At 73.5% G+C, this 19,366-nt stretch carries 21 protein-coding genes and 3 pseudogenes; 9 read left to right on the top strand and 15 right to left on the bottom strand.

What is annotated here, in order from left to right:
• Positions 1-52: 52 nt before the first annotated feature.
• From ACWGKQ_RS38175 to ACWGKQ_RS38165, 3 genes are all read right to left on the bottom strand, one after another.
• Positions 53-898: an oxygenase MpaB family protein gene (locus ACWGKQ_RS38175; protein WP_453296633.1), complete on the bottom strand. Its 846-nt coding sequence runs from the start codon at positions 896-898 to the stop codon at positions 53-55.
• 9 nt (positions 899-907) lie between these two features.
• The gene (locus ACWGKQ_RS38170) at positions 908-2,086 is read right to left on the bottom strand and encodes an acyl-CoA dehydrogenase family protein (RefSeq protein WP_453296632.1); all 1,179 of its coding nucleotides are present in this window, start codon (positions 2,084-2,086) and stop codon (positions 908-910) included.
• Between the two features lie 94 nt (positions 2,087-2,180).
• Positions 2,181-2,705, bottom strand: a complete 525-nt coding sequence (locus ACWGKQ_RS38165) for a cupin domain-containing protein (RefSeq protein WP_453296631.1) — start codon at positions 2,703-2,705, stop codon at positions 2,181-2,183.
• Between the two features lie 333 nt (positions 2,706-3,038).
• On the opposite strand from ACWGKQ_RS38165, the gene ACWGKQ_RS38160 reads away from it, so the two are divergent.
• Positions 3,039-3,749, top strand: a complete 711-nt coding sequence (locus tag ACWGKQ_RS38160) for a methyltransferase (protein WP_453296630.1) — start codon at positions 3,039-3,041, stop codon at positions 3,747-3,749.
• A gap of 234 nt (positions 3,750-3,983) precedes the next feature.
• Here ACWGKQ_RS38160 and ACWGKQ_RS38155 read toward each other — a convergent pair whose 3' ends face one another.
• The 3 genes from ACWGKQ_RS38155 to ACWGKQ_RS38145 form a co-directional block, all read right to left on the bottom strand.
• The gene (locus ACWGKQ_RS38155; RefSeq protein WP_453296629.1) at positions 3,984-5,048 is read right to left on the bottom strand and encodes a Glu/Leu/Phe/Val dehydrogenase dimerization domain-containing protein; all 1,065 of its coding nucleotides are present in this window, start codon (positions 5,046-5,048) and stop codon (positions 3,984-3,986) included.
• A gap of 395 nt (positions 5,049-5,443) precedes the next feature.
• Positions 5,444-5,818, bottom strand: coding sequence for a ferredoxin (locus tag ACWGKQ_RS38150; RefSeq protein ID WP_453296628.1), 375 nt, complete (start codon positions 5,816-5,818; stop codon positions 5,444-5,446).
• A 69-nt stretch (positions 5,819-5,887) separates the two neighbouring features.
• Entirely contained in the window at positions 5,888-6,331 is a 444-nt protein-coding gene (locus ACWGKQ_RS38145) for a universal stress protein (RefSeq protein ID WP_453296627.1), read from the bottom strand.
• A gap of 326 nt (positions 6,332-6,657) precedes the next feature.
• Between ACWGKQ_RS38145 and ACWGKQ_RS38140 the strand changes: the two genes are divergently transcribed.
• Together ACWGKQ_RS38140 and ACWGKQ_RS38135 are read left to right on the top strand one after the other, a co-directional pair.
• Positions 6,658-7,272, top strand: a complete 615-nt coding sequence (locus ACWGKQ_RS38140) for a CBS domain-containing protein (RefSeq protein ID WP_453296626.1) — start codon at positions 6,658-6,660, stop codon at positions 7,270-7,272.
• A 90-nt stretch (positions 7,273-7,362) separates the two neighbouring features.
• Positions 7,363-7,728, top strand: coding sequence for a DUF6479 family protein (locus tag ACWGKQ_RS38135; protein ID WP_453296625.1), 366 nt, complete (start codon positions 7,363-7,365; stop codon positions 7,726-7,728).
• An 18-nt stretch (positions 7,729-7,746) separates the two neighbouring features.
• Here ACWGKQ_RS38135 and ACWGKQ_RS38130 read toward each other — a convergent pair whose 3' ends face one another.
• A complete protein-coding gene (locus tag ACWGKQ_RS38130) occupies positions 7,747-8,202 on the bottom strand; it encodes an RpiB/LacA/LacB family sugar-phosphate isomerase (RefSeq protein WP_453296624.1) in 456 nt (151 codons plus the stop codon).
• A gap of 48 nt (positions 8,203-8,250) precedes the next feature.
• On the opposite strand from ACWGKQ_RS38130, the gene ACWGKQ_RS38125 reads away from it, so the two are divergent.
• Together ACWGKQ_RS38125 and ACWGKQ_RS38120 are read left to right on the top strand one after the other, a co-directional pair.
• Positions 8,251-9,498, top strand: coding sequence for a sensor histidine kinase (locus ACWGKQ_RS38125; protein ID WP_453296623.1), 1,248 nt, complete (start codon positions 8,251-8,253; stop codon positions 9,496-9,498).
• An 11-nt stretch (positions 9,499-9,509) separates the two neighbouring features.
• Positions 9,510-10,184, top strand: coding sequence for a response regulator (locus tag ACWGKQ_RS38120; RefSeq protein WP_453296663.1), 675 nt, complete (start codon positions 9,510-9,512; stop codon positions 10,182-10,184).
• 45 nt (positions 10,185-10,229) lie between these two features.
• Here ACWGKQ_RS38120 and ACWGKQ_RS38115 read toward each other — a convergent pair whose 3' ends face one another.
• From ACWGKQ_RS38115 to ACWGKQ_RS38105, 3 genes are all read right to left on the bottom strand, one after another.
• Positions 10,230-10,937, bottom strand: a complete 708-nt coding sequence (locus tag ACWGKQ_RS38115; protein ID WP_453296622.1) for a VC0807 family protein — start codon at positions 10,935-10,937, stop codon at positions 10,230-10,232.
• A gap of 127 nt (positions 10,938-11,064) precedes the next feature.
• Complete coding sequence (locus ACWGKQ_RS38110) at positions 11,065-12,018, bottom strand: NAD(P)-dependent oxidoreductase (RefSeq protein WP_453296621.1); 954 nt, start codon at positions 12,016-12,018, stop codon at positions 11,065-11,067.
• 186 nt (positions 12,019-12,204) lie between these two features.
• On the bottom strand, positions 12,205-12,426 hold the full coding sequence (locus ACWGKQ_RS38105; RefSeq protein WP_453296620.1) for a hypothetical protein: 222 nt from the start codon (positions 12,424-12,426) through the stop codon (positions 12,205-12,207).
• Between the two features lie 253 nt (positions 12,427-12,679).
• Between ACWGKQ_RS38105 and ACWGKQ_RS38100 the strand changes: the two are divergent.
• Positions 12,680-13,132, top strand: a pseudogene (locus tag ACWGKQ_RS38100) (substrate-binding domain-containing protein); the annotation flags it as partial.
• Here the strand turns inward: ACWGKQ_RS38100 and ACWGKQ_RS38095 are convergent.
• Positions 13,133-13,483, bottom strand: a complete 351-nt coding sequence (locus ACWGKQ_RS38095; protein WP_453296619.1) for a 5-carboxymethyl-2-hydroxymuconate Delta-isomerase — start codon at positions 13,481-13,483, stop codon at positions 13,133-13,135.
• Positions 13,484-13,833: 350 nt separating this feature from the next.
• Here ACWGKQ_RS38095 and ACWGKQ_RS38090 point away from each other — a divergent pair, with 350 nt between their 5' ends.
• The gene (locus tag ACWGKQ_RS38090; RefSeq protein WP_453296618.1) at positions 13,834-14,655 is read left to right on the top strand and encodes a class I SAM-dependent methyltransferase; all 822 of its coding nucleotides are present in this window, start codon (positions 13,834-13,836) and stop codon (positions 14,653-14,655) included.
• 259 nt (positions 14,656-14,914) lie between these two features.
• Positions 14,915-15,373 (top strand): PaaI family thioesterase, encoded by a 459-nt coding sequence (locus tag ACWGKQ_RS38085; protein ID WP_453296617.1) that lies wholly within the window; start codon positions 14,915-14,917, stop codon positions 15,371-15,373.
• A 27-nt stretch (positions 15,374-15,400) separates the two neighbouring features.
• Here the strand turns inward: ACWGKQ_RS38085 and ACWGKQ_RS38080 are convergent.
• From ACWGKQ_RS38080 to ACWGKQ_RS38065, 4 genes and pseudogenes are all read right to left on the bottom strand, one after another.
• Positions 15,401-16,080, bottom strand: a pseudogene (locus ACWGKQ_RS38080) (response regulator transcription factor).
• Positions 16,077-16,205, bottom strand: a complete 129-nt coding sequence (locus tag ACWGKQ_RS38075) for a hypothetical protein (protein ID WP_453296616.1) — start codon at positions 16,203-16,205, stop codon at positions 16,077-16,079. The pseudogene ACWGKQ_RS38080 and the gene ACWGKQ_RS38075 overlap by 4 nt, the downstream one beginning before the upstream one ends.
• A 71-nt stretch (positions 16,206-16,276) precedes the next feature.
• Positions 16,277-16,949, bottom strand: a pseudogene (locus tag ACWGKQ_RS38070) (MMPL family transporter); the annotation flags it as partial.
• A gap of 174 nt (positions 16,950-17,123) precedes the next feature.
• Positions 17,124-18,053, bottom strand: coding sequence for an SGNH/GDSL hydrolase family protein (locus ACWGKQ_RS38065; protein ID WP_453296615.1), 930 nt, complete (start codon positions 18,051-18,053; stop codon positions 17,124-17,126).
• Between the two features lie 440 nt (positions 18,054-18,493).
• Here ACWGKQ_RS38065 and ACWGKQ_RS38060 point away from each other — a divergent pair, with 440 nt between their 5' ends.
• Entirely contained in the window at positions 18,494-19,327 is an 834-nt protein-coding gene (locus ACWGKQ_RS38060; RefSeq protein WP_453296614.1) for an SCO2400 family protein, read from the top strand.
• Positions 19,328-19,366: the final 39 nt, after the last annotated feature.

Raw genomic sequence — 19,366 nt, 5'->3', positions numbered from 1 at the left:
TCGCCCCCCCGTCGCGGTCCGTGACACCCCCCTGCTCGCCCAGTATGGCTGTCTATCGCCCGACTTTGTACGGTGCGGGGCGTGCGTCCGGGCCGAGCCTCGCGATGGCGCGCAGGATGTGTTTCGGCGGGAGTTGCCAGCGCAGACGTGCGGGAACACAGCGCAGCAGGGTGCCGGTGGCGCGCAGTCGACGGGTGACGACGGCGGGTTCGGGGGCGGGTCTGCCGTACAACGTGTGGGCGTACGGCGGCAGAGAGGCGTACGCGAGGTGGGCCACGCGCCGCCACAGCACCTCGCGCGCCGGTAGCAGGAGGGGGTGCGTCGGAGGGCGGAGCAGGAAGTCGTCCACCGCGCGTGCGTCGGCTCCGGCGGCGAGCCGCGGCCGTACCTTCTCGAAGTAGGCGGTCAGCTGCTCCTGGTCGCCCGGTGCGGCGGCCGGGTCGAGGCCGACCAGGCGGGCGCTGACCCGGTGTTCGGCGATGTAGCGGTCGGCCTGCGCGCCGGTGAGCGGGAAGCCCGAGCGGCGGACCACGTGCAGGTAGGAGTCGATCTCGGCGCAGTGCACCCACAGCAGCAGTTCGGGCTCGTCCACGCCGTACCGTTCGCCGGTGTCCGGGTCCGTCGCGCGCAGCATGCTGTGGATCTTCCTGATCCGGGCCCCGGCCCGCTCGGCGGCCTCGGTGGTGCCGTAGGTCGTCGTGCCGACGAAGTTCGCGGTCCGCATCAGCCGGCCCCAGGCGTCGCGGCGGAAGTCCGAGTTCTCCATCACGCCGCGCACCGCACGCGGGTGCAGGGCCTGGAGGTAGAGCGCGCGGACGCCGGCGACCCACATCATCGGGTCACCGTGCATCCGCCAGGTCACGGAGTCCGGGGTGAAGAGCCCGGGATCGCCGCTCATGAGGGCAGGCTAACGCCGTACCCGGGGCATCCCCAGTCCGATCCACGAGATGATCTCCCGCTGGATCTCGTTGTTGCCGCCGCCGAAGGTGAAGATGACCGCCGAGCGGTAGCCGCGTTCCAGGTCGCCGTGGAGGACCGCGCCCGCCGAGCCCTCCTTCAGCGGACCGGCCGCGCCGACGACCTCCATCAGCCAGGCGTAGGCGTCGCGGCGCGCCTCGGAGCCGTAGACCTTGACGGCGGAGGCGTCCTGCGGAGTGAGGGTGCCCTCCTGGACGGCGGTCACCATCTGCCAGTTGAGGAGCTTCATGGCGTCGAGTCGGGTGTGCGTCCGGGCGAGGTGGCGGCGCACCCAGGGCAGGTCGACGACGCGGCGGCCGTCGGCGAGCTTGGTCTCCATGGCCCAGCGCTGCACGTCGTGCAGGGCGCGGATGGCCATGGTGCCGTGCGCGGCGAGGGTGACCCGCTCGTGGTTGAGCTGGTTGGTGATCAGCCGCCAGCCGCGGTTCTCCTCGCCGACCCGGCGGGAGACGGGGACGCGGATGTTCTCGTAGTAGCTGGCCGTGGTGTCGTGCGAGGCGAGGGTGTTGATGACGGTGCAGGAGTAGCCGGGGTCGGTGGTCGGCACCAGGAGCATGGTGATGCCCTTGTGGGGCGGGGCCTCGGGGTCGGTGCGGGTGGCGAGCCAGACCCAGTCGGCGGTGTCGCCGTTGGTGGTCCAGATCTTCTGCCCGTCGACGACATACTCGTCGCCGTCGCGTACGGCCCTGGTCCTCAGGGCGGCGAGGTCGGTGCCGGCGTCGGGCTCGCTGTAGCCGATGGCGAAGTCGATCTCGCCGGAGAGGATGCGGGGCAGGAAGTACGACTTCTGCTCGTCGGTGCCGTACCGCATGATCGTCGGACCGACGGTGTTCAGCGCCATCAGCGGGAGCGGTACGCCGGCCTGGGCGGCCTCGTCGAAGAAGATGAACTGCTCCATCGCGGTCAGGCCGCGCCCCCCGTACTCCTTCGGCCACCCGACCCCGAGCCAGCCGTCGGTGCCCAGCCGCCGGACGGTCTCCCGGTAGAAGCGTTTCTGCGCGGCCGGGTCGGCGTAGCGGGCGTAGGCGTTGTCCGGCACCAGGCCGGCGAAGTAGGCGCGCAGTTCGGTGCGCAGCCGCTGCTGCTCGGGCGTGTGGTCGAGGTGCACGGCGCCTCCAGGCTCCCCAAGGGCGGTCCTGACGGCGCACACCGTAGAACGTGTTCCAGAAATTGGGAATGGCGGCGGCTCACCGCGACCGGTGTCAGGACTGGCCGGGCGCCAGCGGGCTGCCGTGCAGGGAGCCGAGCACCCCGGCGCCCAGGACCTTCAGCAGCGGCCCGGTGAAGACGCCGTCCACGAGGACGAACGCCATCCGGGCCGCCGTGTCCGTGCGGTTCTCCCAGCGGTGGTCGGTGCCGCGCTGGATCACCACGTCCCCGGCGCGCAGCACCCGCTCGGAGTCGTCGAGGACGAGCACGACCTCGCCGGCCAGGACGATGCCGTAGTCCACGGTCTGGGTCCGGTGCGTCGGGGAGACACAGCCCGGCGGGAACTCGTTGACCCGGATCTTGGTGCCGCCCGGGGCCGGCGGCACGGTCAGGTCGCGCTCCGTGGGCTCGGCCTCGTCCGCCGCGAGAGGCGCCGGTACGGAGTCGGTGTTCCACATCTCGTAGAAGGCGGCGCCGTCCGGAGCGGTGCGGATGACGGGCGGCTCGCCGTCGGAGAGGAACACGGAGGTGCCCGTCTCGTCGTGACCGGTGACGATCCGGCGGGGCGGCTGGCTCATACGGCGCTCCTGGTGTGGCACGGGGGACGCGGAAGACTCGGGACGGTGCGGAACTCCTGTCACGCTAGGCAGCCCCGCGGCGCGGCGGAAACGCGCATCGGCGATGCCAGCCATCGGGTCGGCGGGCAGCTCCTCGACGGTGGCGTACAGGGGGTTCTCCGGCGGGCACGGCCGCCATGCCGCCGGTTCGGGCCCGGCTGACGCCGCCCGACACCGTACGGCCGCAGCACGGGGACATTCCCAGATCCCCGAACGAAGACCTGTCGGGCGTCGGGCCCCCGCTCCTGGCTTCTTCGTGGCGTGTCACACCGACGAGATGGAGCCCTGCCCGTCATGACACAGCAATCCGCCGAGATGATCCACACGCTCGCCCACGGCGCCTACCCGGCGCGCTGCCTGCAGGTCGCCGCGGAGATCGGCGTCGCCGACCACATCGACGACGAACCGGTCCCCGTCGGCAAGCTCGCGGCGGTCTGCGGGGCCGCTCCCGGCGCACTCGACCGCGTCCTGCGTCTGCTCGGCGCGTACGGCGTGTTCGAGGAGCGGGACGGCGGCTACGCGCACACCGCCGCATCGCGTGTCCTGCGCGACGACCACCCGATGAGCGCGCGACCGCTGCTCCGCCTGACGGGTCTGCCGATGCACCTGGACAGCCTCTCGCTGCTCCAGCACACCGTCATGACCGGGGAGCCGGCGATCGAGGTGCTCCAGGCCGAGGGGATCTGGGCCTATCTGCGGGAGCAGCCCGGCGAAGCCGAGATCTTCAACCACGCCATGACCTCCAAGGCGGCGGCCGACGTCACGGCGGTCGTCGACGCCTACGACTTCACGCCGTTCCCCGTCATCGCCGACATCGGCGGCGGCCGGGGTCACCTGCTGCGCGGCATCCTGGACGCCGTTCCCGGCACCGAGGGCGTCCAGTTCGACCGGCCGAGCGTCGGGGCCGACTGCAGGGCCAGTCCGACCGCCAGGGGTACGACGGCCGCCGACACCGCCGTGACCGGGGCGACGAGCACGATCCCCTCGGTCGCCAAGGTGCGGTAGAGCAGCACCAGGCCCAGCACTCCGAAGGCGCCGGCCGCGCACCCCCAGGCGAGGGCCGCCAGGTCGGGTCCGTGGTCCCGGTCGCCGCCAGCCAGCCGGCGAGCACCGGGAGGGACAGCACCTGGGAGAGGAGGACGACCCGCCCGGCGGGCATGTTCCGCGACGCGCGGGCACCGCAGTAGTCCGCGGCTCCCCATCCCACCGCCGCGACCGTGGCCAGCAGTGTGGTGATCATCAGGCGCCCGGCCGGTTCAGCAGGACGTCCCGTCTGGCGTCGGCCAGCAGGCGTGCGGCCTGGCGGGGCGTGCACACCGCGTCCTCGGCGAGTTGCAGTGTCTCGGTCACCAGGGCGCGCAGCGCTGCCCGTACCTTGGCCAGGGAGGCGGCCGCGTCCGGTGCGACGTCGCCGTAGAGCACCCACCACCACCAGGCGCTGGTACCGGAGTTGGCGACCACGTCGGGTACGACGACGCAGCCGCGCCGCAGCAGCCGCTCCTCGGCTTCCGGCGTCACGGGGAGGTTCGCCGCCTCCACGACGTACCGGGCGGCGATCCGGTCCTGGTTGGCGCCGTGGATGCTGTAGGAGGTCGCGGCCGGGACCAGGACGTCGGCATCGAGGGCCAGGCAGGCGTCGCGTTCGAGGAGGACGTCGGCGGGGCCGAGCCGGCCGCGGTCGACGGTTCCGTACGCCCGGCGGTGGCGCAGCATGTCCTCGACGGCGAGGCCGCGCGGGTTGGCGACGGTGCCGTGGACGTCGGAGACGCCGACCACCCGGACGCCCGCCGCGTGCAGGTACCGTGCCGTGGCCCCGCCCATGGCCCCGAAGCCCTGGACGACGGCGGTGGCGGACGACCGTGGAATCCCGTCCCGGTCCAGGACCGTGAGGGCGGCCTCCGCCACCCGGCAGCCGCCGACGAGTTCGGCGAGCCCGATACCGTCGACCTCGACGGCGAACGCGTCGGTGAACCGTCTCCGCGCTGCCGCCGGATCATCGAGGGTGCGCACGACCGGGGCGATGCAGCCGTCCACGCCCAGCTCGCCGAGCACCTCGTCGATGAGCTCCGTGGTGGTGCCGAGATCGTCGCCGGTCGCCCAGTGGTTCGCCACGTACGGCCGGATGAACGCGAGGAAGCGGGAGCGCACACCGCGTGCCTCGCCGCTGAGCGGGTCGCAGTCGATCCCGCCCTTCGCTCCCCCCATGGGGAGGTAGCGGCCCGCGGGGTCGTAGTGCAGCGCCTCCTTCACGCTCATCGCCGCCGCCAGTTCCCTGACCTCCTCGTGACGGCAGCCCTCGCGCATCCGCAGGCCGCCGCTGGCCAGGCCCCGGACGAGCCGGTCGATGACGAGGAAGCCCTGGCGTCCGGTGACGGGTCGGTCCAGGTCAGTGCCGCTTCGGGAGGTCGGGGCGCGGCGGCACCGGCACGGACCGCGGGCATGGTGAGAAGACCGCTGTTCACGGCAAGGGGCTCCTGGCGAAAACCGATGAGAACGGGTCACGGGGCGCGCCGGTGGCGGCCGACGAACGTCGGAAGGCGGCCAACCGCGCGCGCTCCGACGGTAGTCGTGACCACGGATCGGTGGGCAGTCTCCGTTCCTGGGGCATGCCCGGTCCCCCGCTCGGGGACTGCCGTCCACTCGTCGGCGCCGGCCGGTGCCGGCTGGCGTCAGCCCGTGCCGGCCCCTTTCGGCTCGTGTCAGCCGAGCACCGCCATGAAGTCCGTGCAGGCCGCGGCGCACGCCCGGCAGGCGGCGGCGCTCGGCTCGGCGCCGGGCCGGGCGTCGAAGGCCCGCGCGCAGTCGAGGCAGACCGCACGGCACCACTCCAGCTGGACGCGCAGCCCGGCCTCGTCCTGGCCGGTCTCCTCGGTCAGCAGCCGACAGGTGGCGTCGCACACCTCGGCGCACATGATGCCGGTGCGGCGCAGCCGCTCCACCTCGGTGGTTCCGTCCGGATCCAGCACGCCGGCCCGCAGCGCGCACACCCGGGCGCACTCCGTGCAGGCCTGGGCGCACGCGAACCGGTCTTCCAGGAACCGGTACAGGTCCTGCTGAGAAGACGTCCAAGTCATGCGGCCCGGGTAACCAGCCCGCGGCGCCGGCAAACGCCCCGCGGCACGGGCACGGGCACGGGCCTCGGGTCAGTCCTGTTCCGCGCGGACGATCACGACCGGGCAGGTGGCGTGCTGGGACACCTGCTGGCTGACCGAGCCGAGCAGGGCGCGGGCGAACCCGCCGCGGCCGCGGCTTCCGACGACCAGGGCCTCGGCGCCCTCCGCGGCCCGCAGCAGGACGTCGGTGGTGTTGCCGTGCACCAGGTGGGAACGGACCGCGCTCACGGCGTCCGCGCCGAGCACGTCGGTCAGTTCCTGCCGCATGTTGTCCCGGGCCTCCTCCGCGTCGATGTCCATGTCGACGGCGGGCCCCGACCAGCCGTACAGCCCCGGCAGCTCCCATACGGCGACCGCCTCCACGACACCGCCGACGAGGCCGGCGTACCGCAGGGCCCAGCGCAGGGCCGCGTACGAGGACGGCGACCCGTCGACGCCGACCACGACCCGTCGCTCGGTGACATCCCTGTCCATGCGTTCCACCTCTCCTCGGGCGTTCGGCCGGGCCCCTGCTCCACGCTGCGCGACGGGCGGCCGCACCGCCACAGAAGGGCGGCCGGCGGCATGACAGGGCTCGCCGCCCGCCGTAGCGGCGGGGCTCGGCCGGGGCTCGGTGAAATCAGTGCCGGCCGGCCCTGGTGGCACGGGCGTTCCCGTGGTGTGCTGGAGGTGACGGGAAGGGCCCGCAGTGACGCGGGGAAGCGGCCGGCCACGGTCGCGCACCGCGCAATCAGGATCCGCGAGAAGTGGATGGCGTCCTTCCCGCCCTCTCGTGATCGGCGGGATCCGAGGAGGCAGCGATGCACGGCAGCCCGCACACCGTCGGCGACGTGATGACCCGCGCCCCCGTCGCCGTCGGCCGCGACGCCCCGTTCAAGGACGTCGTCGCACTGATGGACCGGTGGAAGGTCAGCACCCTCCCCGTACTGGACGGCGAGGGCAGGGTGGTCGGCGTCGTCTCCGAGGCCGACCTGCTGTTCAAGGACGAGCTCCGGGCCGGCGGGGTGACCGCCGGGGACCTGATGAACGCGCCCGCGGTGACCGTGCACGCCGACGCCGCCCTGGCGGAGGCCGCGCGCCTCATGGCCCGGCGCGGGGTCAAGCGGCTGCCGGTCGTCGACGGCGCGGGCGTGCTCAAGGGCATCGTCAGCCGGGCGGACCTGCTGAAGGTGTTCCTGCGGGCGGACGAGGAGCTGACCGAGGAGGTGCGCCGGGAGGTCGTCGACCGCCTGTTCCCGCTCTCCGCCGACCACATCCGGGTCGAGGTCTCCGAGGGGGTCGTCACCCTGACCGGCTGGATCGACAGTCCGGAACCGGCGCCGGTCGCCGAACGGCTGGCCCGCGCCGTGGACGGCGTGGTCGACGTGCACTGCCGCCTGTGCCCGGTCTCCGTACCCGGCGACGGTCCGCGCTGACGCCCGGACGCTGTCGCCCACTGTGTACGATCGGCCACCAAGCGCGTCCGATTCGTACCGTTCTGAGAAGGGTATCCCTTTGCTATGAGTATGAGTACGGAACCGATGCAGCTGGCCGCTCCCAGCGGACTGCTGAGCCTCGCGCTCTTCGTGGTGGCCGTGGCCGTGCTGGCGATGCTCGCCGGAGGCTTCTGGCTGGGCAACCGGGTCAAGTACCGCGAGTCGACCCGACCGCTCCCCGAGGAGCAGCCGAAACTGCCGCCGGGAGGCGCGGTGCACGAGATCCGGGAGAACCGCGAGTCCGAGGAGATCCCGCTGATGCCCAAGGGCGGCCGTCCGCTCACCCCGTACGAACTCAGCAACCAGCAGACCAGGCCGAGCACGTCGAAGGACCGGCCGCGCTGGAGCAAGGGCTCCAGCGGCTCGTTCGGCGGCGGCGGGCTCGGCGCCCACTGACCTGTCCCGGTACAGCCCCTAGACCGTCCCCCGGCCCGCGTCGAGGCGCCCGATGCGGGCCACGTTCCCGAGGTCCTCGGCGTCCTGGCTCGGCGTTGCCGTGAACCAGGCGTCGAGGATCTCCTTGAGCACCGGCTGCGAGGTCAGACGCAGGCTGAGGGCGAGGACGTTGGCGTCGTTCCAGCGGCGGGCGCCGTCGGCGGTGTAGGCGTCGGCGCACAGGGCGGCGCGGACGCCGGGCACCTTGTTGGCGGCGATCGAGGCGCCGGTGCCGGTCCAGCAGCACACCACCGCCTGGTCGGCGGCGCCTGCGGCGACGTCCCGGGCGGCCGCCTCCGAGCAGACGGCCCACTGCGGGTCGGCCCCGGGTTCCAGCGCGCCGTACGTGCGCACCTCGTGACCCCGCCGGCGCAGCTCCTCCACGAGAAGCCGGGCGACGGGTTCGTCCATGTCGGAGGAGACGGAGATCTTCATGGTTCCCTCTCTTCTCCCCCGTGCAAAGGGCCAAACTTGCAGAGCCGCGTGAGTGCGGACCTGTGGTCCCGCGGCCCCGAGCGCCGCGGCCCCGGCCGCGGCCACCCCATGCCGACGATCGGAACCAGCAGCCCCATGACCACGGCGGCACCGCAGCCATCAGCTCCGTCGGAACGTTTCCGGGACGAGTTGATCCGGCCGTTCCTCACGCTCGCCATGATCGCCGGCACCGTCGCCGAGTGGCCGGTCAGCCGCATCTCGCTCCCGGCGGTCGCGCTGCCGCTGTTCGCCCTCGCCTCGGTCGCCGCGATCGGCGCGCTGTTGCCGTGGACGCGGCTCGGCGACCGCGGGCGACTGGCCGCCGCGACGGCCTGCATGCTGCTCGGCTCACTGCTGCTCCCGCTCGTGCACCACACCACGGCCGGGTCGTTCTTCCCGTACCTCGCCGCTGCGACGGCCGGGGGCAGACTCGCCTCCCGCAGAGCGGCCATCGGCGTCGCCGTGACCGGTGCGCTGACCGCGGCGGTCGCGTGCCGGCTCGTCGAACGGCTCGCGTCGGACCCCGCGCCGTGGCCGTGGTGGGTGGCGCTTACCGTCGGGCTGCCCGTCTACATCGGGATGTCGAACCGGGACCGGCTCGAAGCCCTGCGCAGCGCCCGGCTCGCGGCCCAGGAGGCCCAGCGGGCCAGGGAATCGGAGGCACGCGAGGCGGCGCTGATCGAACGGGGCCGCATCGCCCGCGAGATCCACGACGTGCTCGGCCACTCGCTGTCCGGTGTCGCACTGCAACTGGACATGGCCGACGCCCTCCGCGAGAGCGGCCGCGAGGACGAGGCCACCGCGGCCGTCCGCAGGGCCCGCGCACTCGCCGTGGACAGCATCGATGAGACCCGTCACGCGGTGCACGCGCTCCGCGGGAGCACGCTGCCGCTGCCGGACACCCTGCGCCGGCTCGCCGAACACGACATGGTCGACTTCGCGGTCGTCGGCGAGGTCTTCGAGGTCGGCGCCGAAGCGACGCACACGATGGTCCGGACGGCGCAGGAGGCACTGACGAACGCGGCCAAGTACGCGCCCGGCGCCCGGCGCAGCATGCGGCTGGCCTTCACCGGCGACCGCGTCACCCTGACCGTGCGCAACGAACCCGCCCGCGGGGACGTGCGCACCGATCTGGCCGGCGGTACCGGGACCGGTCTCGTCGGCATGCGCGAGCGCACCGCTCTGCTGGGTGGGACCCTGCTGGCGGAGCCGGCCCGCGAGGGCGGCTGGATCGTGGAACTGGAGCTGCCCCGTTGACCGAGAACCGCATGATCACCCTTGTCGTCGCCGACGACCAGACGACCGTCCGCGAGGCGCTCGCGGTCATGCTCGGCCTCGCCGACGACGTGACCGTCGTAGCCACCGCCGCCAACGGCGCCGAGGCCGTCGAGGCGGCTGGGCGGCACCGCCCGGACGTGGTGCTCATGGACCTCAACATGCCCGTCATGAGCGGTGTGGAGGCCACCGGGCACATCCACCGGAACCTGCCGGACACCGGCGTCCTGATGCTGACGACCTTCGACGACGACGAGTCGATCCTGGCCGCGCTGCAGGCCGGCGCGAGTGGTTACCTCACCAAGGAGGCCGGCCGTACGACGATCCTGCACGCCGTGCGCACCGCCGCCCAGGGCCAGACCGTGCTCGCCCCCGAGGTGCAGCGCCGTCTGCTCGCCCTCGCCTCCCGGCCCGCCCCCGTCGCACCGCCCGAGGACGAGGGCGTCGGCCTGACCGCGCGGGAAGGCGAGATCCTCGGGCTGATCGGCGAGGGGCTGCGCAATACGGAGATCGCGGCGCAGCTGGTGATCAGCGAGGCCACGGTGAAGACGCACATCAACAACATATTCGCCAAGGGCGGTTTCCACTCCCGCGCCGACGCGGTCCGCTATGCCCTGCGCCTCCGGCGCGCTCCTGGCGGCGCACCTGCCCGTGATCACGGCCGGTGACGCGAGCGCAGGCGACCCGCCCCGTGCCGGTGGTATCCGGGTCCGTCACGACCGGGCTGTGTCGGCCCGTGCGGTGGCTTCCGTCCTCCTCGCCGAGAGGACGGTCCATCCGAAGAGCAGGGTGAAGACGGCGATCATGAGCACCTGCGAGACGTCGGAGGCGATTCCGATCGGCAACAGGTAGATGGCCGCGATGCGCAGGCTCGCGTCGACCAGCAGCGAGACGCCCCACACCAGCGAGACCCGGAACCAACGCGCCCGCATGGCGGCGGAGTTCGCGGTGGCCTGGAACTCCTCGTGCTCCGCGCCGCCGGACGAGCGGGCGAAACGGAGCGCGGCGTAGTAGGCGAGCGGACGCCTGATGAGGCAGCTGACGACCAGGACCAGGCCGGCGGTGGTGGACCCCGCCGCGTCCTTGGCCAGGATGAAACGGGGATCGCCGGTGGTGAAGCTCAGCGCGAGACCCGAACCGAACAGGGCGAGCAGGAACACCGCGAACGGATCGGCCTTCCGCTGCCGCACCGCCACCCAGAGCACACGCAGACCGGAGACGACGGTGCCGGCCAGCAGCGCCACGTAGTTGCTCGCCCCGAGGAGTTCGGCGACGAAGTACGCGATCACCGAGAGACCGACGTCGAAGAACAGCAGGGAGGCCATTCCGCGAAAGGCCGGATTCAACCGCCGTCCGCCGGACCGTTCGGCGGCGCCGGCCGAGGTGGTGGCGGTGGTCGGGTCGGGCGAGGTCTGCGGCATGTCGACTCCCGGTGATCGAGCGGGGAAAGGAATCGGAGCGAATTCCCGAGCCGAGAAATGAATTCGCCGGAATTCGCGAACTCCCCGCTCCTTTTCGTGTCGACGGTACGTTTTCCGATGACGACGGTCATACGGTGTCCGGCCCAGATCCGGGTGGAGAAACCTCTCCACCCGGCGCCGCGGTGTCCGTGCGGGCCTCGATGGCGGTGAGGACCGAGGACATGTCGAGGCGGGCGTTGCCCAGCCGGACGCTCTCGCCGTACAGGTCGCTGCTGAGGTCGAGCATGGGCGTGGCGATCCCGGCCGCGCGGGCCGCGGCGGCGATGAGCCGGGTGTTGGTGTAGGCGTCGGCGGTGGCGGCCTGCACCGTGAAGTCGTGGGCGGCGAGCATCGGGACCTTGACCCGGGTGATGCCGCTGCCCAGTTGCCCCGAGTCGACGACGGCGCGGAAGGTCTCCAGGTCCAGGCCCTGCCGCTGGGCGAAGTGCACGGCCTCGGCCAGCGCCGCGAGCGTCGTGTCCAGGTAGAGGTTGACCGCCAGCTTCATCAGGACCCCGGATCCGGCCGGCCCGCAGTAGACGGTCTCGCGGCACATCGGGGCGAGCAGCGGCCGTACCTCCGCCACCGTGTCCGGGTCGCCGCCCAGCATCGCGACCAGTTCGCCCGCCTCGGCCGGCCTGCGCGACCCGGAGACCGGTGCCTCGACGAAGCGGCCGCCGGCGGCCTCGATGTCGGCGGCGAGTCCTCGCGCGTACTCCGGCGCCGTCGAGCCCATCGACACGACGACCCGGCCGGCGACCAGTTTCGCGAACTCCGGGCCGCCCCGGCCCAGTACGGTGTCCGTCACCGTCTCGTCGAGGAGCATGACGATCACGACCCGCGCGCGGGCGAAGACCTCCCCGGCGCTCGCCGCCACCCGCGCCCCGGCCGCCCGCAGCGCCTCCGCCCGCCCGGGCGTCCGGTTCCACACGACGAGCGGGGTGCCGGCCCGGGCGAGGTTGAGCGCCATGGGCTGCCCCATCACCCCGAGTCCGACGAAGCCGTACGTCGGGGCGCCGGGGCTGCCGGTCGCTTGCGTCATCGTCGCGACTCCTGGTCGTCGTGCGGTGGGCCGGGATCACCCGGCACTGTACGGCGCCCGGACGGCGGGACGGGTTCAGGCCGCCGCGTCGAGCCGTCCGGCGGCGGCGCGGATCAGGCCGTCCAGCCAGGCCTGGTGGCCGTTGAGCATGGGGTTGGGCCGTTCCTGGGCGAGGGCCGCGGCCGGTTAGCCGTGCTGGGTGTCCTGGGTGAGGACGCGCACCCGGCCGCCGGGCAGGTCCTCGACCAGCCAGGCGTACAGGACGTCCAGCCGCTGCCCGGGCGTGCCGTCCTGCCGGGCCGTCCAGGACAGGCGGCCGGGCACTCCGGCAGCCGGTGCCTGGTACTCGACGACCCGCGCGTCCAGGGGCGGCAAGCCGAACGTGCCGAAGCTGAAGACGGGCAGCACCCGGACGCACAGCAGCTCCGACGGGCCCGCGAGATGGACGGGTGCCGGCTGCCCGGCGAGCGGGCCGCCGCCGTCGACCGCGGCGAGCGCGTCCAGGGGCGCCGCGACCTGCCCCCGGCCCCCTCGCCGCAGAACTCCTCAAGAAGCTCCCCTGACCCCGCACCTCACCTAAGGACACCACCCCCATGACCACGCAGAACGCGATCAGCTGGCCCGAGAAGTACCTCCCCGGCACCGGCGACAACTTCGTCTCGCCCTGGTGCCGCCGGTCGCCGACGGCGTCCAGCTGCGCGTCGCCCAGGGGCTGCCCGAACCCCTGCTGGAGGAGATGCGCTCCGGGCGGCACGACCTGGTGATCGCCACCCGGCGGCCGCGCGGGCGGGCGCTCCCGTCGGCACCGCTGGCCGACGAGGAGTACGTGCTCGTGGCGAGCCCCGGGTGGGCACAGCGGTCGGGCGGCGGCGACGTGTGCGCCGCCCTCCGCGGGGTCCCGCTGGTCACCTACGCGGAGGACCTGCCGCTCGTACGGCGCTACTGGCGCACGGTGTTCGGCGAGCAGCCCACCGCGCGGGCCGCCGTCGCGGTGCCGAACCTCTACGCGGTGCTGTCGGCGGTCAACGCCGGCGCCGGATACAGCGTGCTGCCCCGCTCGCTGGACGTCGCACAGGTCCGCGAGTACCTCCGCGCGGCCGCCCGCGCCTGGTGATCAGAAGGTCCGCAGGCGGTACGAGCCGGTCAGGTCACGGACCTCCACGGAGCAGACCACGGGCCGGTTCGTGCCCAGGTGCTTCTCCAGCAGTCTCAGCACGTCCTCGGACAGCCGGGCCTTGACCGCCTCGGGCCGCCCGGGCAACAGCCCCACCTCCACATGGACGAAGGCCGCCGCATCGCCGTGCCCGTCTGCCACGTGGGCCTCGGCCGCCTGCCGGAACAGCGTCTTGCACGTACCCACGGAACCGCTCGGCTCCAGCACCGTCGGCTGGAGCTCGTGCGCGAAGACCCGCAGGTCGAGGAAGTCGGCGATCCGCGGGGAGTAGTCGACGGTGATGTGCGGCATGCAGACCCTGATCCTCTTGGCCGGTCGGATGCCTCGAGCGCGTCCCGGTGTGACGGTCGCCCTCGGCACCATCTGGTGTGCGGTTGGTGTGCGCCTGGTGTGCGGCGAAGATAGTTGTATCAGCCTTCGATCTGCCGGAGGCCGGTGCCCTTGGGCCGATCGGCCGTCGACGCGGCGCGCCTCGGCCGTGCCGGTGGCCGCCGATGGAGGATCGGTGGGGCGCCGGCCCCCGGACGGGCCGGCCGGTACCGCCCCACCACGTGCGAAGGCCAGGCCATGAAACTCCTCGACGACTCGCTGTGCCGGCCGCCCGGGCCCGGCGGCGGCCCCGGCGCCACTGCGGCGGCGGCGTGACCGGCACGCCGGGCGGCGGCCGCTACGGCGAGTCCGTCTTCCGCCCCGAGCAGGCCGGCGAGGGCGAGCGCATCGACTTCGGCGCCCTGGCCTACGACGACATCACCATGGCGCGGCTGCGGGCCCTCGGGGCCGGCCCGGGATGGCGGTGCCTCGACGTGGGGGCCGGTACGGGCACGGTCTCCCGTCGGCTGCTGGACGAGGCCGGGGTGGAGACCGTTCTCGCCGTGGACCGCGACGTGCGTTTCCTCACCGAGCGGGCCGCGCGGCCCGGACTCGACGTGCTGGAGGCCGACATCACCGCTCCGGGCGCCGTCCGCGGCCGGTTCCGGCTCGTCCACGCGCGCTTCGTCCTGATGCACCTGCCCGAGCACGAGCGTCTGGTCGCCACGCTGGCCGGACTCGTCGCGCCGGGCGGTGTGCTGGTGCTCAGCGACGCGGTCGACCTGACGAGCGACCGGACGCCCGCGACGCCGTACACCACGATGATGCGGGCGATGTGGCAGGGGCTGCGGGCCGCCATCGGTACGGACGTCTCCTGGGTGCCGTCCTATCCGCAGGTGCTGCGCCGCGCGGGGCTCGGGTCCGTGGCCGCGGAGATCCATGTGCCGCCGCTCCAGCCGGGCAGCCCCATCAGCCGTTTCTGGGCGGACACCTGGGAGCGGGGCCGGGCCGCGATGCTCGCTACCGGCCTGGTCGACGACGCCGCCGTCGACGCGGCGGTCCGGTACCTGGCCTCCGAGGAGTGCGCGGCGCTGTCGGCCGGCATGCTCACCGTCTGGGGCTGGAAGGCCGAAGAAGGGACGACCTCCCGCTGACCGGAGCGGCACCGGTCACGAGGCCGGGGCGGCCGTCACCCCGTCCCGGGGCGCGCTCCGCCGCCGCGCCGTCGAACGGATGACGCACCAGGTCCGCCTCGTCCCGGACCAGGTCGAACGGCAGCGGCACGCTTCTCGTCCGGCAACCCTCCACGGCCACTGATCAACGGTCATCCATCGACGGTGCGCGTTCGGGTGGATCAGCCTAGCCTTCCTCACGTGGCAGAGCAGGTGTGGAGTCCGGAAGGAGAGCACGTAGGTGAATGACCGGGCGGAACAGGTAGAAGAAGCAAGTCCCGTGGTCCGCAAGCGCGTTCGGGAGAGTTTTGACGGGCAGGGGCTGATGGCCCATCTCGGGGCGCGGATCACGAAGATCGCACCGGGGTGTGTGCACATCCTGCTTCCGGCCCGTCCGGAGGTGGCCCAGCAGCACGGCTACGTCCATGCCGGTGCCACCAGCGCGATCGCGGACAGTGCCGGCGGCTACGCGGCGCTCACGCTGTTCCCCGAGGACTGCGAGGTCCTCACCGTCGAGTACAAGATCAATCTCCTGGCGCCCGCCGTGGGCGACCACCTGGAGGCGGTCGGGACGGTGCTGAAGTCCGGCCGGACCCTGACCGTGTGCCGGCTTGAGGTGTACGGCGTCCAGGAGGACGGCGAGCGCAGGCTGGTGGCCAACGGCCAGCAGACGCTGATCCGCGTGGGCGGCACCGGCTGAGTTCCGCCCGCACGGCTTCGGTGGCGCTCAGAGCTGCCGTGACTCGGGGCGTACCAGGCCGGTCTGGTAGGCGATGACGACGAGTTGGGCGCGGTCGCGGGCGCCGAGTTTCGTCAGGGCGCGCTGGATGTGGCTGCGCACGGTCAGAACGCTCAGGACGAGTTCCCGGGCGATCTCGTCGCTGGACCTGCCGCGGGCGGCGAGCGCGGTGACCTCGCGTTGGCGCGGGGTGAGGTCGTCGAGGCGCTCGGGGGTGCCAGGAGGGGGCCGGGGGCGGGGCCGGCGAGGAAGCGGGTGATCAGGGCGCGGGTGGCGCCCGGGGAGAGCAGGGCCTCGCCGGCGGCGACGGTGCGGATGCCGTCGAGGAGGGTGTCGGTGGTGACGTACTTGCCGAGGAAGCCGCTGGCGCCGACGCGCAGTGCCCGGGCGACGTACTCGTCGGTCTCGTACATGGTGAGGACGAGGACGCGGGTGCCGGACAGGCCGGGGTCGGCGCAGATGGCGGCGGTGGCGGCGAGGCCGTCGGTGCCGGGCATGCGGATGTCCATCAGGACGATGTCGGGGCGGTGGGTGCGGGCGAGGTCCACCGCCTGCTGCCCGTCGGCGGCCTCGGCGACCACCTCCAGGTCCGGGCAGGAGTCGATCAGCAGCCGGAACGTGCCGCGCAGCAGGGCCTGGTCGTCGGCGAGCAGGACACGGACACTCACGCGGCGGCCTCCGGTTCTTCCGGTGCGAGGGAGTGGAGCGGGAGGGCGGTGGTGACCTCGAAGCCGCCGCCCGGGCGGGGTCCGGCCCGCAGGTCGCCGCCGACGGAGTGGGCACGCTCGCGCATCCCCATCAGGCCGTAGCCGCCGTCGGCCGGCTCCGCGGCGGCGGTGCCCTCGTTGGTGACCGAGATGAGCAGCCGGTGCTGGAGGACAGGCCGAGGGCGTCTGACAGCAGGGTGATCGTGAACGTGCTGAGGCCGACGCCGAGGATCGCGGTCAGCAGCGGCAGTCCGGCGGCCGCGAGCTAACCGAAGGTGGCCGGCAGCACGACGGCCGCGACCGCGATGCCGATCACCTCGGCGACACCGCCGGGTCCGCCGCCGCTGTCCATGGCGGAGCCGCCGGTCTCGACGGTGAGGCCCGCGTCCCGCGCCCGGCCGACCGCGTCGTCCAGTGCCGTGCGTGCGGTGTCGCTGATCTGGGACGACTTGACCTTGTAGGTGACGGTCGCGTACGCCGTCGTACCGTCCTTGCTGACCGCGTCCGCCGTGAACGGGTCGGTGACGCCGGCCGCCTGGGCGCCGTCGCCCAGGGCGGTGACCGTCTCCTCGATCGCCTCGCGGTGCGCGGTGGCGGTGACCCGCTGCCCGTGCGGTGGCGCCGTCGGCTGCGGCGCCCGGGAAACGCTCCTGCATCAGGTCGAACGCCCTCTGGGACTCGATGCCCGGCGTCGAGAACTCCTCGTCCGCGGCGCCCGGCGCCTGCGACGCGCCCAGTCCTACGGCCGCCAGCACGGCCAGCCACAGCAGGGCGACGTATCGGCGCCGCCGGAAGGCCAGTCGGCCCAGTCGACACAGAAAAGTAGCCACGTCAGGGAACTCCACATCCGATCTCGCTTGGTCACCCAGGCTGTCCCGGCGCGGGCTCCCCCCGTCGTCGTCCGGCTACTGGCAATGCCGGCTACTGAATCCGCAGCACGGACTACTGAAACCGCAGTACGCGTCCGGGGAGCGGGATCATGCCCCGGTACGACACCCGGGCCGTCAGGGTGTCGCCCCGACCTCGCGGAGCACGGCCTCGGCCATGCCGCGCTCACCGCGCTCGTTGGGGTGGACCGGGGCGGCCGGTGCCGCCGGGACCAGCGGTTCGATCCAGCGCGCGGCGGGATCCGCGCAGGCGTCGCGGCCCGTGGAGGGGGTGTAGGTGTCGACGTACCCGGCCCCGGCGGCCCGCGCCCGCTCGCGCAGCACGGCGTTGAGCCGGCGCTCCTTCGCGCGCAGGTAGGTCACGTCGCCGGGGGCCAGTCCGAGTGCGGCGCAGTCGGTTCCGGCGGCGGGCAGGATCGCCGGGTAGCCGACCACGTAGACCCGGGCCGCGGGTGCCCGGCGCCGGACGTCGTCGAGCACGCCGGAGAGCCGGCCGGCCGCCGTCCCGATCCTCGCCTCGACCTCGTCGGTGCCGTCCGTCACGTACCGGTCGCGGCACGGCGCCCCGTCGGCCGCGCCGCCCACGATCCGCTGCTCCAGCCGGTACGCCACGCCGCTCTTCACGCAGGTCGTGATCAGGGATCCGAAGCCGATGTCGTTGCCGCCGATGCCCAGGGTGACCCGCCGCGTGGCGCCGGTCACGGCCGACAGCTGCGCGGGGTTGACGCCGTCGTCCGTCGACTGCGGCGCGGACAGGTCGGCCATGACGGCCCCGCTGCAGCTGACGTCCCGGAACTCGGCGGCCCGCAGGGCGAGTCGGGCGGCGACCAGGGCGGGATAGTTGCGGTCGGAGCGCTCGCAGCCGGCCGGGCGGCCGTGCTGCCCGGGGATCCCCGGCCCGGCGGTGTACGAGTCGCCGAGCGCCACGTACGGCCCCTCGGGCGGCGGCGCGGCGCCACCGCCGCCGCCTCTGCCGACGGTCACGGCGGTGACGAGCGCGACGCACGAGGCGACCGCCGCGAGCCCGAACCCGGTACAAGTCCTCATCCGAAGGTCCTGTCTGCTGCTGGGGATCCGACCGGTGCGGGGCCGGCCCTCGCGGGGCGGCCCGGCGCCGGTCTCCGACACCGCTTCAGGCTCTCCGGGCGCCGTGTGTCCCGTCGTCGTACCGCTGTGGGCAATCGGCGGCCTCACCGCGCAGTACGCGCGGCGGCAGCGGCGTACTGCGGATTCAGCAGCGGCTACCGCGGTCTCAGCAGCCCGCACCACCGCGGCGGCAGATCCCCGGGAACACCCCGGGTGCGGTCCGGACGCCGTCCGAGCCGGGCTGTGCACGGGCGGGGACGGCATCTGCGCAGAAGCGACACACAGGCTGCACACTGCCTGGCCAAAGGCTCGCTACCGTTCTGGCCGTTCGGCCCCACGTGCGAACGAGACCAGGCCATGGCGCGGGACGCCGTCGGCGCAGTCGAGTCAGGAAGACGCGGATGGACTACTGCTCCTCGTGCCGTCGGCACCTCAACGGCGCCTTGGTGTGCCCCGGTTGTGGCGCCTACGCCCCGGACATCGCGCCGCGCACGGCCGCGCCCTCGCCCCGGGCGACGCCCGGTACGGCGGCCTGGCAGGCCCCGGCCGACACCGCGTGGTTCGACACGGACGCGTACGCCGAAGAGGACGTCGAGAGCCCGTACGACGGTCCGGACGCCGCCCCGCCCGCGTCGGTGGGCCGGGCGGCCCGGCGCCGGCAGCGGGCCCGCTGGAAGAAGAACCAGCGGCGGGCCGTGGTGGCCACCACGGTCGCCCTGATCGGCGGCGGACTGACCGTCGCCTCGATGAACCGGCAGGGCACGGACCGGGCCCAGGCGGCCACCGCCCCGGACAACAGGCCCATGGGGCTCGCCGACGAGCAGGCCACGGACGCCGCCCAGACGCCGGTGCCGACCGGCCGGCACCGAGCCCCGGACGCCACTGCCACCACCCGCTCGGCGACGGCGAACACCCCGCACGAGCAGACCACCGGCGCGCCTCGCGCCACGCCGACGCCCGGTCAGGACACCGCTGCCGCACCGCACCCCGCGGCGACCTCCGCCGCCAGGGCGCAGTCCGCCGCCACGGCGTCCGGTACCACCGACGGCACGGCTGCGGGGACGACGACGGCCGCGGCCACGCCGACAGCCACCGCCTCCACCTCCACCTCGACCTCTGCCTCCACGGGCAGCGGCTCCGGCACCGGCGCCGGCACGCCGACCTCCTCGGCGAGCCCCGCTCCGGCGGCGACCTCGCCCTCCGAACTCTGCCTGCTGGTCATCTGCCTCGGCTGAACCGGCCGGGCTGCCGCGTGCGAAGGGGTGAGGCAGCCC

This window comes from Streptomyces sp. NPDC054770 (assembly GCF_053611985.1).
The sequence above is the reverse complement of the archived record's forward strand: the minus strand, read 5'-3'. Positions and strand labels throughout refer to the sequence as shown.

Excerpts from the sequence above, each read along its gene's own strand:
- ACWGKQ_RS38175 (WP_453296633.1), bottom strand. The coding sequence starts at position 898 with ATGAGCGGCGATCCCGGGCTCTTCACCCCGGACTCCGTGACCTGGCGG.
- ACWGKQ_RS38165 (WP_453296631.1), bottom strand. The coding sequence starts at position 2,705 with ATGAGCCAGCCGCCCCGCCGGATCGTCACCGGTCACGACGAGACGGGC.
- ACWGKQ_RS38160 (WP_453296630.1), top strand. The coding sequence starts at position 3,039 with ATGACACAGCAATCCGCCGAGATGATCCACACGCTCGCCCACGGCGCC.
- ACWGKQ_RS38155 (WP_453296629.1), bottom strand. The coding sequence starts at position 5,048 with ATGCGCGAGGGCTGCCGTCACGAGGAGGTCAGGGAACTGGCGGCGGCG.
- ACWGKQ_RS38150 (WP_453296628.1), bottom strand. The coding sequence starts at position 5,818 with ATGACTTGGACGTCTTCTCAGCAGGACCTGTACCGGTTCCTGGAAGAC.
- ACWGKQ_RS38145 (WP_453296627.1), bottom strand. The coding sequence starts at position 6,331 with ATGGACAGGGATGTCACCGAGCGACGGGTCGTGGTCGGCGTCGACGGG.
- ACWGKQ_RS38140 (WP_453296626.1), top strand. The coding sequence starts at position 6,658 with ATGCACGGCAGCCCGCACACCGTCGGCGACGTGATGACCCGCGCCCCC.
- ACWGKQ_RS38135 (WP_453296625.1), top strand. The coding sequence starts at position 7,363 with ATGAGTACGGAACCGATGCAGCTGGCCGCTCCCAGCGGACTGCTGAGC.
- ACWGKQ_RS38130 (WP_453296624.1), bottom strand. The coding sequence starts at position 8,202 with ATGAAGATCTCCGTCTCCTCCGACATGGACGAACCCGTCGCCCGGCTT.
- ACWGKQ_RS38120 (WP_453296663.1), top strand. The coding sequence starts at position 9,510 with ATGATCACCCTTGTCGTCGCCGACGACCAGACGACCGTCCGCGAGGCG.
- ACWGKQ_RS38115 (WP_453296622.1), bottom strand. The coding sequence starts at position 10,937 with ATGCCGCAGACCTCGCCCGACCCGACCACCGCCACCACCTCGGCCGGC.
- ACWGKQ_RS38110 (WP_453296621.1), bottom strand. The coding sequence starts at position 12,018 with ATGACGCAAGCGACCGGCAGCCCCGGCGCCCCGACGTACGGCTTCGTC.
- ACWGKQ_RS38095 (WP_453296619.1), bottom strand. The coding sequence starts at position 13,483 with ATGCCGCACATCACCGTCGACTACTCCCCGCGGATCGCCGACTTCCTC.
- ACWGKQ_RS38075 (WP_453296616.1), bottom strand. The coding sequence starts at position 16,205 with ATGCGCGAGCGTGCCCACTCCGTCGGCGGCGACCTGCGGGCCGGACCC.
- ACWGKQ_RS38065 (WP_453296615.1), bottom strand. The coding sequence starts at position 18,053 with ATGAGGACTTGTACCGGGTTCGGGCTCGCGGCGGTCGCCTCGTGCGTC.
- ACWGKQ_RS38060 (WP_453296614.1), top strand. The coding sequence starts at position 18,494 with ATGGACTACTGCTCCTCGTGCCGTCGGCACCTCAACGGCGCCTTGGTG.